10 protein-coding genes and 1 riboswitch are annotated in these 14555 nt (G+C 75.5%); of the genes, 7 read left to right on the forward strand and 3 right to left on the reverse strand.

What is annotated here, in order from left to right; translation table 11 throughout:
- Window positions 1-268 precede the first annotated feature (268 nt).
- Window positions 269-1546: a prenyltransferase/squalene oxidase repeat-containing protein gene (locus SXIN_RS23090; protein ID WP_095757457.1), complete on the reverse strand. Its 1278-nt coding sequence runs from the start codon at window positions 1544-1546 to the stop codon at window positions 269-271.
- Window positions 1547-1712: 166 nt separating this feature from the next.
- Window positions 1713-1873: riboswitch (cobalamin riboswitch) on the reverse strand.
- A 356-nt stretch (window positions 1874-2229) separates the two neighbouring features.
- On the opposite strand from SXIN_RS23090, the gene lanKC reads away from it, so the two are divergent.
- The 4 genes from lanKC to SXIN_RS23110 all read left to right on the forward strand — a co-directional run bounded on the left by lanKC (window position 2230) and on the right by SXIN_RS23110 (window position 9252).
- Window positions 2230-4962: a class III lanthionine synthetase LanKC gene (gene lanKC / locus SXIN_RS23095; protein ID WP_095757458.1), complete on the forward strand. Its 2733-nt coding sequence runs from the start codon at window positions 2230-2232 to the stop codon at window positions 4960-4962.
- The gene (locus SXIN_RS23100; protein WP_019706186.1) at window positions 4959-5093 is read left to right on the forward strand and encodes a SapB/AmfS family lanthipeptide; all 135 of its coding nucleotides are present in this window, start codon (window positions 4959-4961) and stop codon (window positions 5091-5093) included. Before lanKC ends, SXIN_RS23100 begins: the two co-directional genes overlap by 4 nt.
- Before the next feature lie 128 nt (window positions 5094-5221).
- Window positions 5222-7336, forward strand: coding sequence for an ABC transporter ATP-binding protein (locus SXIN_RS23105; RefSeq protein ID WP_095757459.1), 2115 nt, complete (start codon window positions 5222-5224; stop codon window positions 7334-7336).
- A gap of 23 nt (window positions 7337-7359) precedes the next feature.
- Window positions 7360-9252 carry an ATP-binding cassette domain-containing protein gene (locus SXIN_RS23110; protein ID WP_238153838.1) on the forward strand — a complete coding sequence of 631 codons (1893 nt, stop codon included), beginning with the start codon at window positions 7360-7362 and terminating at the stop codon, window positions 9250-9252.
- Window positions 9253-9341: 89 nt separating this feature from the next.
- On the opposite strand, the gene SXIN_RS23115 is transcribed toward SXIN_RS23110, so the two are convergent.
- Both SXIN_RS23115 and SXIN_RS23120 read right to left on the reverse strand, forming a co-directional pair.
- Window positions 9342-9971: a response regulator transcription factor gene (locus tag SXIN_RS23115; protein WP_019709308.1), complete on the reverse strand. Its 630-nt coding sequence runs from the start codon at window positions 9969-9971 to the stop codon at window positions 9342-9344.
- A gap of 176 nt (window positions 9972-10147) precedes the next feature.
- Entirely contained in the window at window positions 10148-10864 is a 717-nt protein-coding gene (locus SXIN_RS23120; RefSeq protein ID WP_095757460.1) for a TetR family transcriptional regulator, read from the reverse strand.
- Between the two features lie 359 nt (window positions 10865-11223).
- Between SXIN_RS23120 and SXIN_RS23125 the strand changes: the two genes are divergently transcribed.
- The 3 genes from SXIN_RS23125 to SXIN_RS23135 are packed head-to-tail and all read left to right on the forward strand — an operon-like array spanning window position 11224 to window position 14530.
- A complete protein-coding gene (locus SXIN_RS23125) occupies window positions 11224-12630 on the forward strand; it encodes a glycosyltransferase family 4 protein (protein ID WP_095757461.1) in 1407 nt (468 codons plus the stop codon).
- Between the two features lie 35 nt (window positions 12631-12665).
- The gene (locus SXIN_RS23130) at window positions 12666-13448 is read left to right on the forward strand and encodes a class I SAM-dependent methyltransferase (RefSeq protein WP_019709311.1); all 783 of its coding nucleotides are present in this window, start codon (window positions 12666-12668) and stop codon (window positions 13446-13448) included.
- The gene (locus SXIN_RS23135) at window positions 13445-14530 is read left to right on the forward strand and encodes a prenyltransferase/squalene oxidase repeat-containing protein (RefSeq protein ID WP_019709312.1); all 1086 of its coding nucleotides are present in this window, start codon (window positions 13445-13447) and stop codon (window positions 14528-14530) included. The genes SXIN_RS23130 and SXIN_RS23135 overlap by 4 nt, the downstream gene beginning before the upstream one ends.
- Window positions 14531-14555 lie beyond the last annotated feature (25 nt).

A 14555-nucleotide genomic window follows, 5' to 3' on the forward strand; every position in this document is an offset into this window, starting at 1 on the left:
GGACGCCGGCGGGCGCCGGCCCGGGGACGGCCGGCGCCGCGCGGCACCGTGCCGTGCCGGCCGCCGCTCGGCCGCGTGCCGTGCCGGCCGCCGCTCGGCCGCGTGCCGTGCCGGCCGCCGCTCCGCCGCGTGTCACCCGGGCCGCTGCCGTGCGGCTGCTCCGCTCCGTCCGTCTCCCGGCCGAGCGGCCCCGTCCGGTGCGGCCGGGAGCCGTACCGGTCCGTGCCCTCCGGTGTCCGGAGTCCGGTGCTCCGCCGTGGCCGCCCGCTCACGACCGCTTCCTGCGGCCGGCGGTGAGCATCAGGACGGCGCCGGCGACGAGCCCCGCGAGCACGCCCGCGCCCAGGATCCACCAGAGGACGGAGACGTCGCCGGACCCGGACTTCTCGCCCTCCTCGGAGGCGTCCGCGCCGGCCGCCGGAACCGACTCCGGCTCCGGCCCGGTGGCGTTGAGCTCCTTCACCAGGTCCGTGCCGCCGAAGGAGCGCGGGTCGCCGCCCGCGGCGTGCGCGGCGAGAACCAGGGTGCCCAGACCGGCCGGGTTGTCCGCGGCCCACTCGGCGGAGTTCTTCTCCAGCCAGGCCAGCGGCGCCTCGGCCGCCTCCGGCCGGCCGGCCGCCACCAGGGCGATCACGGCCTCGGCGGTGTTGGAGTGGTCCGGCACCGGCTCGTCGGCACCGGGCGCGAGCGAGGTGAGGTGCCCGTCCTTCTCCAGCAGCCCGGTGAGGTACGCGGCGGCGCCGGACGCGGCCTCCTCCGGCGTACGGCCGGCGTCCGCGCCGGAGCCGCACTCCAGCGGCTCGGGCGCACCGCCGTCCTCGCCGCCGTCCCCGGTGGCCGGGGTGACGGCCAGGCCCTCGCCGTGGCCGGCGAGGACACCGGCCACCGTGGCGTCGGCGTTGGCCAGGAGGCGGCCCTTCTTGTCGGGCTGGAAGGCGTAGGCGCCGCGGTCACCGGCGTCGGCGTCGCAGCCGAGCTGCAGCTCCGCGAGCGCGTCGTACGGGGACTTGCCGCCGGCCCGGGCGGCTCCCGGCTTCTCGCCAGCCGCGGCCAGCGCGCCGACGACCACGGAGGTGGAGTTGGTGTCGCTGGGGGTCCCCGGGAGGTAGCCCCAGCCGCCGTCCTCGTTCTGCACGGACTTCAGCCAGCCGACGGCCTTGCGGACCTCACCGGTGTGCCCGCCGAGAGCCGCCAGCGCCTGGACGGCGACGGCGGTGGCGTTGCTGTCCACCGGTGTCTTGGCGTCGCACTCGGCGCCGGCGTCCGCGCGGTACGCGGCGAACGCGCCGGAGGAGCACTGCTGCCCGGTGAGCCAGTCCACGGCTTCGGCGGCCGGGGTGACGCCCGCGGTGTCCTGGGCGAGCAGGGCTATGGACTGCCGCCACACCCCGTCGTAGGCCGGGTCCTTGGTGCCGTGCAGCCCGGACGGCGGCTTCGGGGCGGGGGAGGAGGACGGCGCGGCGGTGCCGGCCGAGGCGGCGGGTGCGGCGAGCGCACCCAGCACGGCGGACGCGGCCAGGGCCGCGGCGGTGCGGCGTACGTTCATGGTTTTGGTGCCTTCCGTTGGCGGTTCTCGTGGCGGGGGGCAGCCGGGCACGGCCGACCCCGGCCGCGCGGACCGCACGCGGAGGGCACACCGGGCTCGTCTTCCGTAGACCTCGACGGTGCCGTCCGCGGCCGGGCGCCCAGGAGGGCGCCGCACCGGCGGACGGGAGCCTGTTCGCGCCCGGACAGGTGCTCCGGCTCGTACGGCCGCGCGGGGCGCGGGGTGTACTCACGGTTGCGGGTCAGCGCCGGATTCGCACCGGTCTTCCCCTGTCAGGGCACGGATGAAGTTGTCGGGAGACACCCTAACCGGCCGGTAGAAGATCATCGAACGGGTGTCCGCCCAGCCCGCCGGCAGGGGGCGCGGAGCCCTCCGAAGGGAGTGCCGGACGGGGGGAGCGGCCGGGCGGGTGCGGGCGTCCCGCCCTCCCGGTGCCCGCCCGTGTCCGGGCCGCGGCCGTCCGGGGCGGGCGTCACCCAGGCGCATGACCGGTATGACCCCAGGTCAGAGGTCGTTCGGAGGTGCGAGAGGGCGCCGTTCGACGGGATTCGAACTGCCGTAACTTACTCATGCGTTCCGCACATCAGGGTCGTGACAGCTGTGACTGTTCCGCCGGCGCCCCCCGGTGACAAGCTCGAATCACACCGAGAGGCCCGCACCACCGGACGGGACGAAGGAGCGTCATGGACCTGGGGTACGCCGTGTACTGCGACGCGGACCGCACGTTCTACGACGCCCCGCACCGGCTCTCCGCCGGCACCGAGGACACCCCCGGAGCGCCCGGCGCCCTCTACGAGCACGCCCGCCGCGAGGCCCTCGAGGGATGGCAGCGGCACAGCAACGGCGACTGGCTCGCCTTCCGCCCGCTCGACACCTCGCTGCCCGCCCAGGGCTGGAAGATCCACGTCTCGGCCACGCTCGACAACGCCGAGAAGATCCTCACCCAGGTCTGGGACTACTGCGTGCCGCGGTCGGTGGCCTTCAAGTTCATACCGGGCCGGCACCTCCTCCGCACCCGCAACGCCAAGTACGCGGACCGGGGCGGCAGCGGCAAGTTCATCACCGTCTACCCGGAGAACGACGAGCAGTTCGGGACCATCGCCCGCGAGCTCGGCGAACTCCTCGACGGGGAGCCCGGCCCGTACATCCTCAGCGATCTGCGCTGGGGCGCCGGCCCGGTCCACGTGCGCTACGGCAGCTTCACCGAACGGCACTGCTACGACGAGCAGGGCGTCCTGCGCCCCGCCGTGGAGAACGCCGAGGGGAAGCTCGTACCCGACCGCCGGGACCCCGCCTTCCACATACCCGGCTGGGTGGAGCCCCCGGCCTGCCTCGCCCCGCACATCGAGGCCCGCACGGCCACCCGCACCACCGGCATCCCGTACCGCATCGAGAAGGCCCTGCACTTCTCCAACGGCGGCGGTGTCTACGCCGGGACGGACACCCGCACCGGCGAGAAGGTCGTCCTCAAGGAGGCCCGGCCCCACGCGGGTCTCGCGGCCGACGGAGCCGACGCCGTGAGCCGGCTGGAGCGCGAACGCGCCGCCCTCGAACGCCTGTCGGGGCTGCCGTACACCCCGGAGGTGCGCGACTCCTTCGTCCTCGGCGACCACCACTTCATGGTGATGGAGTTCCTGGAGGGCAAGCCGCTCAACACGTTCTTCGCCCGCCGGCACCCGCTCATCGAGGCCGACCCCGCACCGGAGGCGCTCGCCGGGTACACGGACTGGGCGATACGGATGCACGGCCTGGTGACCGAGGCCGTGGAGGCGGTCCATGCCCGCGGCGTCGTCTTCAACGACCTGCATCTGTTCAACATCATGGTCTCCGAGGACGAGTCCTCCGTCGCCCTCCTCGACTTCGAGGCCGCCGCGCACATCGACGAGGGCCGCCGCCAGGTGGTCGCCAACCCGGGCTTCGTCGCCCCGGCCGGGCACCGCGGCTTCGACGTGGACCGCTATGCGCTCGCCTGTCTGCGCATCGCCCTCTTCCTCCCGCTCACGAGCCTCTTCGCCATCGACCGCGGCAAGGCCGCGCATCTCGCGGAGATCGCCGCCCGGGAGTTCCCGGTGGCCCGCGGCTTCCTCGACGAGGCGGTCGCCGAGATCCTCCGCGACCCCGCCGCGCAGCCGCCGGCGGCCGGAGCGGACGAGACGGCCGGCAGCGCCCCGGCGGCCCGCGCCCCGTATCTGCCCGTCGACCCCGCGGACTGGCCGCACAGCCGGGACTCCATGGTCCGCGCCATCCTCGCCTCGGCCACCCCGGACCGCCACGACCGCTACTTCCCGGGCGACATCGCCCAGTTCCGGGCGGGCGGCGGCCTCTGCTACGGCTACGGCGCGGCCGGCGTCCTGCACGCCCTCGCCGAGACCGGCGGCGGACGGCACCCGGAGGCGGAGGAGTGGCTGCTGCGCCGCACCGAACGCCCCGCTCCCGGAACCCCGTTGGGTTTCTACGACGGACTCGCCGGCATCGCCTGGACCCTGGACCGCCTCGGCCACCGGGAACGCGCCCTGGAACTGGCCGGGCTCACCCTCGCCGAGGACTGGTCCGGCATGGCGCCCGACCTGCACAGCGGCCTCGCCGGCATCGCCCTCGCCCTGGACTCCCTGGGCGCGAGCACGGGCGAGATCGCCCTGGAGGACGCGGCCGCGCGCTGCACCCGGATCGTCGCGGACCGGTTCGCCCGCTCCGACGGCACCGAGGGCGCCACCGGCGGCGGCACCGGACGGACCGGCGGCGGAGTGCCGCGCGCCGGGCTCCTCCACGGCGCCGCCGGCCAGGCCCTGCTCTTCCTCCGCCGGTACGAGCGCACCGGGGACCCCGTGCTGCTGGACCTCGCGGCCGAGGCCCTGCGCCGTGACCTCGCTCGCTGCGTCAAGGGCCCCGACGGCGCGCTCCAGGTCGACGAGGGCAAGCGCACCATGCCCTACCTCGGCGCCGGCAGCGCCGGCATCGGCATGGTCCTCGACGACTACCTGGCCCACCGCCACGACGAGGACTTCGACCGGGCGCGCCGCGACATCGTGCGGGCCGCCCAGGGCAAGTTCTACGCCCAGCCCGGGCTGTTCCGGGGCGCGGCCGGCATGGTCCTGCACCTGGCCCGCACCACCACCGGCGGCCCGGGCACGGACGAGACCGCCCTGCGCCGCCAGATCACCGCCCTCACCTGGGGCGCCGTCCCGTTCCGCGGGGAACTCGCCTTCCCCGGGGAGCAGATGATGCGCCTCTCCATGGACCTCAGCACAGGCACCGCCGGGTGCCTGCTCGCCCTGGGCAGCGCGCTGCACGGCTCTCCCGTGCACCTGCCCTTCCTCCCGCCGCCCGCCGGGCGGCCCCACGAGCCGGTCTCCGCCGGAGGCCGTACCCAAGAAAATCCCGTCCCCACGGACATCAAGGAAAGGACAGTGTCATGACCCTTCTCGACCTGCAGACCATGGAGACCCCCGCCGAGGAGATCACCGGCGAGCTGGCGACGGGCGGCGGCTCCCGCGCCTCCCTGCTGCTCTGCGGCGACAGCTCCCTGAGCGTCACCACCTGCAACTGATCTGAGCCGCTAGCCGGCAGGTCAGCTCAGCGCGGTCCCGGGCGGCGGCATTCCGCCCGGGGCCGCACGCTCACCGTACGCGCCGCCTTCGTCCGCGCGTCACCGGAGGAGGGGAGACACCGCAGCCCATGGCCACCGAGCCGGCCGGCACCGGCCCCTCCGCCGAAGCCCGGAACACCGGGGACCGCTCCCCCGGCGCACCGGCCGTCACCCCGGGCGAGGAACCACGCGGCGCGGAACCACGCGGCGCGGAACCACGCGGCGCGGAACCACGCGGCGCGGAAGCCCGCGAGAGGGCCCGCACCGGGAAGGCCCCCAACGGCAAGACCCGCAACGGCAAGACCCGCACCGGGAAGGCCCCCAACGGCAGGGCCCGGACCGCCGGTGCCCGCCGCCACGACGAGGCCCGTACCCCTCCGGCCGCCGCCGGCGCCTCTCCCGCGGACCCGGCCCCCGGCGCCCGCCGGCTGCTGGCCGGCGCCGCGCGCCGCAGCACCGGCCGGGCCGTCCTGATCCTCCTCGCCACCACGGCCTCCGCCGCCGCGACCATCGCGCTGCCCGCCGTGCTCGGCCACACCCTCGACCTGCTGCTCGCCGGGCGGGACGGAGCCCAGCCGTGGGTGGCGCTCTGCGGCGTGCTGCTCGCGGCCGAGGTCCTGCTCGACGCGCTCACCGCCCACGCCACCGGCGTCACCAACGCCCGCTCCACGGCCTGGCTGCGCAACCGGGGCACCGCCCACCTCCTCTCCGTCGGCCCGCGCCGCGCCGCCCGCTTCACCCCGGGCGACGTCGTGACCCGGCTGACCGGCAACGCGGCCGAGGCGGGCACGGTCCCCGCCACCGCGGCCGCCTCCGCCGCCTCGCTGCTCACGCCGGTCGGCGGCATCGTCGCCCTCGTCCTCGTCGACGTCTGGACCGCCGCCGTGTTCCTCGCCGGGGTGCCCGTCCTCCTGCTGCTTCTGCGGGTTTTCGTCCGCAGCTCCTCCGACAGCGTGACGCGCTACCAGCGCATCCAGGGAGACATCGCGGCCCGGCTGATGGAGGCACTCGGCGGCGCGCGGACCGTCGCGGCCGCCGGTACGGCGCGCCGTGAGCGGGACCGGGTGCTCGCGCCCCTCCCCGAACTCGACGCCCAGGGGCGCCGGATGTGGCAGGTCTACGGCCGCGCCGTCACCCAGGGCGGCATCCTGGTGCCGCTGCTGACCACCGCCGTCCTGGCCGTCGGCGGAGTGCGGCTGGCCGCCGGGCAGCTCAGCGTCGGCGAACTCCTGGCCGCCTCCCGCTACGCGGGCCTCGCCGCCGGGATCGGCGCCGTCGTCAGCCAGCTCAGCGCCCTGGTGCGCGGCCGGGCCGCCGCCCGCCGCACCGCCGAACTGCTGTCCGCGCCGCGCGTGCGCCACGGCACCCGCCGTCTGCCGCCCGGCGGTCCCGGCCGGCTCGAACTGCGCGGCGTCACCGTCGTCCGGGGCGGCGCCCGGGTGCTCGACGGCGTCGACCTCACCGTCCCCGGCGGCGTCACGGCCGCCGTCGTCGGGCGCTCCGGCGCCGGCAAGTCGGTCCTGGCCGCCGTGGCCGGCCGGCTGGAGGACCCGGACGGCGGCACCGTCCTGCTGGACGGCGTGCCGCTGCCCGACCTCGACCGGGCGGAGCTGCGCCGCGAGGTCGGCTACGCCTTCGAACGCCCGGCGCTGTTCGGCGGCACCGTGGGCGGGGCCATCGCCTTCGGCGCCGGCGAGCCCCCGGAGGAGACCGTACGGTCCGCCGCCCGCACCGCGCGCGCGGACTCCTTCATCCGCCTGCTGCCCGCCGGCTACGCCACCCGGCTCGCCGACGCGCCGCTCTCCGGCGGCGAGCTCCAACGCCTCGGACTGGCACGGGCGTTCGCCCACGCCGGCCGGCTGCTGGTGCTGGACGACGCCACCTCCAGCCTGGACAGCGTCACCGAGCTGGAGGTGGGCCGCGCCCTGACCCGGGACGTACGGGCCGGCACCCGCCTGCTCATCGCCCACCGGGTCTCCTCGGCGGCCCGCGCCGACCTGGTGGTCTGGCTGGAGAACGGGCGCGTCCGCGCCGTGGGGCCGCACGAGGTCCTGTGGGAACGCCCCGCGTACCGCGCGGTCTTCGCCGGCACTGGCAGCGGCACCGGCACCGACGCCGAAGCGCCCGACCCGCCCGGCCCGGCGGTCACCGGTGCTCCGGGCCCCGTTCCCGGCGGCCGGGGCCGGACGGGGGGTGCCCCGTGACCCGGCCCGGAGAAGACCCGGCAGTGCGGCCGCGGCCCCGGTCCGGGAAGGACCGGGCCGGGCGGGGGGCGCTGCGGCGGATCCTGCCGCAGGCGCGCCGGTTCCTCGGGGCGCGGCTCCGCGTCCTGGCCGCGCTCGGCGGCTGGTCGCTGCTGGAGTCGGCGCACACCTTCCTCGGCGGCTACAGCGTGGCGCAGGCCCTCGACCGCGGCTTCCTCGCCGGGGACACCCGCACCGGACTCCTCTGGCTGGCCGTGGCCGCCGCGGCCGTCGTCGTCGGAGGCTTCGCCAACCAGGGCGTGTTCCGCGGGCTGGCCGGCCTCGTCGAACCCCTGCGCGACGGGCTGCTGCGCCGGGTGGTGTCGGCCTCCCTGCGCGAGGCGGTCGCCGATCCGGCGCGGGCCGACAGCGCCGTCGTCTCCCGGATCACCCACCAGACGGAGACCGCCCGGGACAGTTTCGCCGGACTGGTGCTGGTGGCCCGCTCCTTCCTGTTCACCGCCGCCGGCGCCCTGCTCGGGCTGGCCTCCCTCGCCCCCCTGCTGCTGCTCGTCGTCGGGCCGCCGCTGCTGCTGGGCCTGGCCCTGTTCCTCGCCACGCTGATCCCGATGGCCGCCCGGCAGCGCGACTACCTCCGCGCGGACGAGGCGCTCGCCGAGGAGTACGGGGCCGTCGCCGGAGGTGTCCGGGACATCGTGGCCTGCGGTGCCGAGGACCGTACGGCTGCGCGGGCCGCGCGGCTCGCCGACGCCGAGCTGGGCGCCGCGCGGTCGCTCGCCCGGTGGGCCGCGGCGCGCACCCTGTCGCTCGGGGTGGCCGGACAACTGCCCGTCCTGCTGCTGGTCTTCGCGACGCCCTGGCTGCTGGACAGGGGTGTCACGGCCGGTGAACTGCTGGGCGCGCTCACCTACCTGACGCAGTCGCTGCTGCCCGCGCTGCACACCCTGATGACGGCGCTGGGCGCCGCGGGCACCCGGCTGCTGGTGATCCTGGACCGGCTCACCGGCGGCCACGACGGACCACCGGGCGCGGAGACGCCCGGCCCCGGGGCGCCCGGCTCCGTCAAGGGCCGCGCCGCGGTACCGCATCCGGACGCGGCCTTCTCGGCGGCGCCCCCGGTCCCGATCGCGGTCCCGATCGCGGTCCCGATCGCGGTCCCGATCGCGGGGCCGGACGGCGGGCCGGAGCCGGGCGCGCCGGCCGTCGAACTCCGTTCGGTCACCTTCGCCTACGGCGCCGGGGCGCACCCCGTGCTGCGCGATCTGGACCTCACCGTCGGGGCGGGGGAGTGCCTGGCGGTGGTCGGGCCGAGCGGCATCGGCAAGTCCACCCTGACCGGCCTGGTCGCCGGGCTGCTGACGCCCGGCCGGGGGGAGGTCCGGGTGCTCGGCCGCCCCGCCCGCGCGTGGCCGGCCGGGGAACCCGCGCGCCTGCGGGTCCTCATCCCCCAGCAGGCGTACGTCTTCACCGGCACCCTGCGGGAGAACCTGCTCTACCTCTGCCCGGACGGCGCCCCGCCGGAGGCGGTGAGCGCATCGGCGGAGGCGGTGGGCCTGACCGGGCTGGCGGACCGGCTCGGCGGTCTCGACGCCGTCGTCGACCCCGCCGTGCTGTCGCAGGGGGAGCGGCAGTTGATCGCCCTGGCCCGGGCACATCTGTCCCCCGCCCCGGTGGTGCTGCTGGACGAGGCGACCTGCCATCTGGACCCGGTGGCCGAGGAGCGGGCCGAGCGCGCGTTCGCGGAGCGGCCGGGCACGGTCATCACGGTCGCGCACCGGATCAGCTCGGCCCGCCGGGCCGACCGGGTGCTGGTGATGGACGGGGTGCACGCGGTCTGCGGCAGCCACGACGAACTGCTGGACCGCTCCGGCCTCTACCGCGATCTCGTGGGCCACTGGCAGACCGTGCGCGTCTGACGGTGCGCCCGGGAGGCCCGGAAGGTCCGCCGCCCGCCGCCCCTGCCCCGTCGGCCTCGACGGGGCAGGGGCGGCGGGCGGGGCAGGACTCAGACCCAGCCGGCGCTCTGCGATATGCGAACGGCGTCGATGCGGTTTCTCGCACCGGTCTTGCGGATCACCGAGGCCATGTAGTTGCGCACGGTCCCGTTGCACAGGTGCAGGCTCTTGGCGATCTCGGCGATCGGCGCGCCCTCGGCGGCCAGGGAGAGCACGCTCAGCTCGCGTGCCGTCAGCGGCATCTCGGCCGCCTGCATGAAGCCGAAAGCGAGCGATTCGTCCACGAATCGCTCGCCCTTGGACACCTTGCGGATGGCGTCCAGTAATCGCTGCGGGGTCGCGTTCTTGCTGACGTACCCCAGGGCGCTGGCGTCGAAGGCGCGGCGGAGCGCGCCCGGCCGTCCCGCGGTCACCAGGGCGAGCAGCGCGCTGCGGCGGCCGGACCGGAGCCCCTGGGCCCCCCGGCCCTCCGGTTCGGCGGCTTCCAGGACCGCGGTGAGCGAGTCCGAGGCCGGGTTGTCGGCGTCGACCACGCAGACGTCCGGACGGGTGGCTTGCGCTCGCGCCGGGAACTTGTCCCAGGTCGCCGCCGTGACTTCCAAATCGTGCTCCCTCCCCAGCAGTGCGGCCAGCGCCGACCGCAGAAGCCCGATGTCGTGCACCAGAAGTACCCGGATCACTTGCCCGTCCCCTCCAGACTCGTGTGCACCGGTGGTCTCCCATGTGTCCGTCTATGTCCGTCGGAACATCTGATGAGTTGAGTCGTCCAAGAGCGCGTTCCCACAACGCGGGCGAGGGAACGGACGACACGGGACTTGGCGTACGGACTTGCCCTACGTCCCGTGCTGTAGTCGGTTCAGCGGGCGTGTTCCGGAGCTTTTGCGGGGTTTCGCGCGCCCCTCGCATGCGCCACCTCCGCGCCCCCCTGGCGCGCCCCTTCCGCGCTTCCCGGTGCCCCCGCCTCCCGCGGGGCCGTGAGGTCGATGAGCCGGCAGGCGGTCTCGATGTCGGTGCGCACCCTCTCCGTGGAGGAACGGCCCGCCAGCCAGGCCACGAGCGTCGCGTGCCAGGTGTGCTCGATGACGCGGACCGCCGAGAGCAGTTCGGGGCCCGGGGTGCCGGTCCGCCCCACGGCGTCCAGGACGATCGTGGTGGTCAGCCGGGACACGGCGGCCACCTCCTCGCTCACCGACCGGTCGGCGAAGGTCAGCGCCCGCACCATCGCGTCCGCCAGCAGCGGCTCGCGCCGCATCGCCCGGAAGGCGCGCAGCACGGTTTCGGCCACCCGGGCCGAGGGCGCCTCCGCGGCCACGGGTCTTCTCGCCGGTGTCTCGTACAGCCGCTGCAACTGGTCCCGCAGCGTGGCGACCAGCAGATGGATCTTGGACGGGAAGTAGCGGTAGAGGGTGCCGAGGGCGACCCCGGAGCTCTCCGCCACCTCGCGCATCTGCACGGCGTCGAAGCCGCCCCGGCTCGCGAGTTCGGCACTCGCACGCAGGATCGACCGACGACGTGCTTCCTGACGCTCCGTCAGGCGCGATGGGGAGAGCTGTGACGCTGATTCCGTGGCCATATGTCCCGATCCGTGACATCTCCGGTGTGCGCCGCCATCCGCAGGGGCACCTCACCGTGCCCGAGTGCTCACGGCGGGCGCAAGCTCAGGGCATGGCTCCGGAGGTGCGGAAAGGCCCGACGGCGCGCCGACCGTGGTGCGAATCACCCGGCCCGGACCGGCGGTAAGGGCTACCTGCCGGTAGATTCGAAGCTCCTCCCACGGCGGACGACCACGGCGGGCGACCACGCGGACGGCCGGGCGGACAGCCGGGCGGGGTGACGGACGGGCGGCCGGGCGGCCGGCCAAGCTGAAACTTGTTCTAGATTGGCGCGAGCCGCTACGCTCCGGCAGAACTGAAGTGAGAAGGGGCCCGAAGAGTGACCGCTGAGGCCGCACCGGCAGCCGCATCGAGCCCCTCCGCCGGAACCCCCGGCCCTCTCGCGGCCGACGGCGGACGCCCGCTGCGCATCGCGCTCCTCACGTACAAGGGCAACCCCTTCTGCGGCGGCCAGGGCGTCTACGTCCGGCACCTCTCCCGCGAACTCGCCGCGCTCGGCCACTCCGTCGAGGTCATCGGCTCCCAGCCCTACCCGGTCCTCGACGAGACCCCCGGCCCCGGCGGGGTGAGCCTCACCGAGCTGCCCAGCCTCGACCTCTACCGGCAGCCCGACCCGTTCCGCACCCCCAGGCCCGGCGAGTACCGCGACTGGATCGACGCCCTGGAAGTGGCCACCATGTGGACCGGCGGCTTCCCCGAACCGCTCACCTTCAGCCTCCGCGCCCGCCGCCATCTCGCGGCCCGCCGGGGCGCGTTCGACGTGGTCCACGACAACCAGACCCTCGGCTACGGCCTGCTCGGCGGCCCCGCCCGGCTCGGCGCCCCGCTCGTCACCACCGTCCACCACCCCATCACCGTGGACCGGCGGCTCGACCTCGACGCCGCCACCGGACCCTGGCGCCGCGCCTCCGTCCGCCGCTGGTACGGCTTCACCCGCATGCAGAAGCGCGTCGCCCGCCGGCTGCCGTCCGTACTGACCGTCTCCGGCACCTCCCGCGACGAGATCGTGGAACACCTCGGCGTGCCCGGGGACCGCATCCACGTCGTCCACATCGGCGCCGACACCGAACTGTTCTCCCCGGACCCCTCGGTCCCCGAGATCCCCGGCCGGATCGTCACCACCTCCAGCGCCGACGTCCCTCTCAAGGGCCTGGTCCACCTCGTCGAGGCGCTCGCCAAGCTCCGCACCGAGCACCCCGGCGCCCATCTGGTCGTCGTCGGCAAGCGCGCCGAGGACGGGCCCGTCGCCGCCGCCATCGAACGCTACGGGCTCGCCGACGCCGTCGAGTTCGTCAAGGGCATCAGCGACACCGAACTGGCCGACCTCGTGCGCGGCGCCCAGATCGCCTGCGTGCCCTCCCTCTACGAGGGCTTCTCCCTGCCCGCCGCCGAGGCCATGGCCACCGGCACCCCGCTGGTCGCCACCACCGGCGGGGCCATCCCCGAGGTCGCCGGCGAGGACGGCGAGACCTGCCTGGCCGTACCGCCGGGCGACGCCGGAGCCCTCGCCGCCGCGCTCGGCCGGCTGCTCGACCCCCACGACGGCCCCGCGCTGCGCCGCCGCCTCGGCCACGCCGGCCGGGAACGCGTGCTCTCCCGCTTCACCTGGGCCCGCGCCGCCCGCGGCACCGTCGAGCACTACCGGCGGGCCGTGGAGCGGCAGGGCGCCGCCCTCCCGGCCGGAGCCGCCCCCACCGCCCCTTCCACCGGCCGTCCGCGCGGCTGACCGGACGCCCCCCGACCGAAAGAGGCAGACCCCGAGTGCTGACCGTCGACTTTTCCCGGTTTCCGCTGGCCGCGGGCGACCGCGTGCTCGATCTCGGCTGCGGCGCGGGCCGGCACGCCTTCGAGTGCTACCGGCGGGGCGCGCACGTCGTGGCGCTCGACCGCAACACCGAGGAGATCCGCGAGGTCGCCACCTGGTTCGCCGCCATGAAGGAGGCGGGCGAGGCCCCGGCCGGCGCCACCGCCACCGCCATGGAGGGCGACGCGCTGGCACTGCCCTTCCCCGACGACAGCTTCGACGTCGTCATCATCTCCGAGGTGATGGAACACATCCCCGATGACAAGGGTGTGCTCGCCGAGATGGTCCGCGTCCTCCGGCCCGGCGGCCGGATCGCCGTGACCGTCCCCCGCTACGGGCCGGAGAAGGTCTGCTGGGCGCTCTCCGACGCGTACCACGAGGTCGAGGGCGGCCACATCCGCATCTACCGCGCCGGGGAACTGGTCCGCAGGATCCGCGAGGCCGGGCTGCGCCCCTACGGCAGCCACCACGCGCACGGGCTGCACTCGCCCTACTGGTGGCTGAAATGCGCCTTCGGCGTCGACAACGACAAGGCGCTGCCCGTCCGCGCCTACCACAAGCTGCTGGTCTGGGACATCATGAAGAAGCCGCTGCTCACCCGGGTCGCCGAACGCGCGCTCGACCCGCTGATCGGCAAGAGCTTCGTCGTCTACGCCACCAAGCCGCGGCTCCCGGACACCGGCCCCGTCGACGGCCCGGCCGACGCGGCCACCGACGGCACCGCCGAGGGCCGGGCGTGACCAGCCCCGGCCGCACCGAACGCCTGGTCCTGCCCGGGGTCCTCACCGCCGAGCAGGCCGCCGCCACCGTGGGCGGCATCCTCGCCCACCAGCGCGAGGACGGCGCCATCCCGTGGTTCCGCGGCCACCACCTCGACCCCTGGGACCACGTCGAGGCCGCCATGGCCCTCGACGCCGCCGGTGAACACGAGCGGGCCGAGGCCGCCTACCGCTGGCTGGCCGAACACCAGCTGCCGGACGGCTCCTGGTACGCGGCCTACGCCGACGGCGACCCGGCCGCACCCACCGACCGCGGCCGGGAGACCAACTTCGTCGCCTACGTCGCCGTGGGCGTCTGGCACCACTACCTCTCCACCGGCGACGAGACCTTCCTCGACCGGATGTGGCCCACCGTCTACGCCGCCGTCGAGTTCGTCCTCGCCCTCCAGCAGCCCGGCGGGCAGATCGGCTGGAAACGCGAGGCCCCGGAGCGCGACGGCGACGCGGGGGCGGCCGTCACCGACGCGCTGCTCACCGGCAGCTCCTCCATCCACCAGGCGCTGCGCTGCGCCCTGGCCATCGCCGAGCAGCGCGAGGACCCGCAGCCCGACTGGGAGCTGGCGACCGGACTGCTCGCCCACGCCATCCGGCACCACCCGGAGCGCTTCCTGGACAAGTCCCGCTACTCCATGGACTGGTATTACCCGATCCTCGGCGGGGCGCTGACCGGCACCGCGGCCAAGGAGCGCATCGAGGAGGGCTGGGACGACTTCGTGGTCCCCGGACTCGGCGTCCGCTGCGTGCTGCCGAACCCGTGGGTCACCGGCGGCGAGAGCGCCGAACTGGCGCTCGCCCTCTGGGCCATGGGGGAGTCGGACCGCGCCGTGGACATCCTCCGCTGGATCGGCCGTCTCCGGGACGACGAGGGCATGTACTGGACGGGCTATGTCTACGAGGACGCCGCCTTCTGGCCGGAGGAGCAGACGACCTGGACGGCCGGTTCGGTGCTGCTGGCCGTGGCCGCCCTCGGGGGCGACGAGGCCACGACGGCCGTCTTCGGCGGCGAACGGCTGCCCGCGGGGCTGGACCCGGACTGCTGCTGAGGCGGGACGGCTGTGGCGGCGGAGG

Source organism: Streptomyces xinghaiensis S187 (assembly GCF_000220705.2).
Taxonomy (GTDB): Bacteria; Actinomycetota; Actinomycetes; order Streptomycetales; family Streptomycetaceae; genus Streptomyces; species Streptomyces xinghaiensis.

Bases quoted from the DNA above. Each gene is read 5' to 3' on its own strand.
- SXIN_RS23090 (WP_095757457.1), bottom strand. From the start codon at position 1,546: ATGAACGTACGCCGCACCGCCGCGGCCCTGGCCGCGTCCGCCGTGCTG.
- lanKC (WP_095757458.1), top strand. From the start codon at position 2,230: ATGGACCTGGGGTACGCCGTGTACTGCGACGCGGACCGCACGTTCTAC.
- SXIN_RS23100 (WP_019706186.1), top strand. From the start codon at position 4,959: ATGACCCTTCTCGACCTGCAGACCATGGAGACCCCCGCCGAGGAGATC.
- SXIN_RS23105 (WP_095757459.1), top strand. From the start codon at position 5,222: ATGGCCACCGAGCCGGCCGGCACCGGCCCCTCCGCCGAAGCCCGGAAC.
- SXIN_RS23120 (WP_095757460.1), bottom strand. From the start codon at position 10,864: ATGGCCACGGAATCAGCGTCACAGCTCTCCCCATCGCGCCTGACGGAG.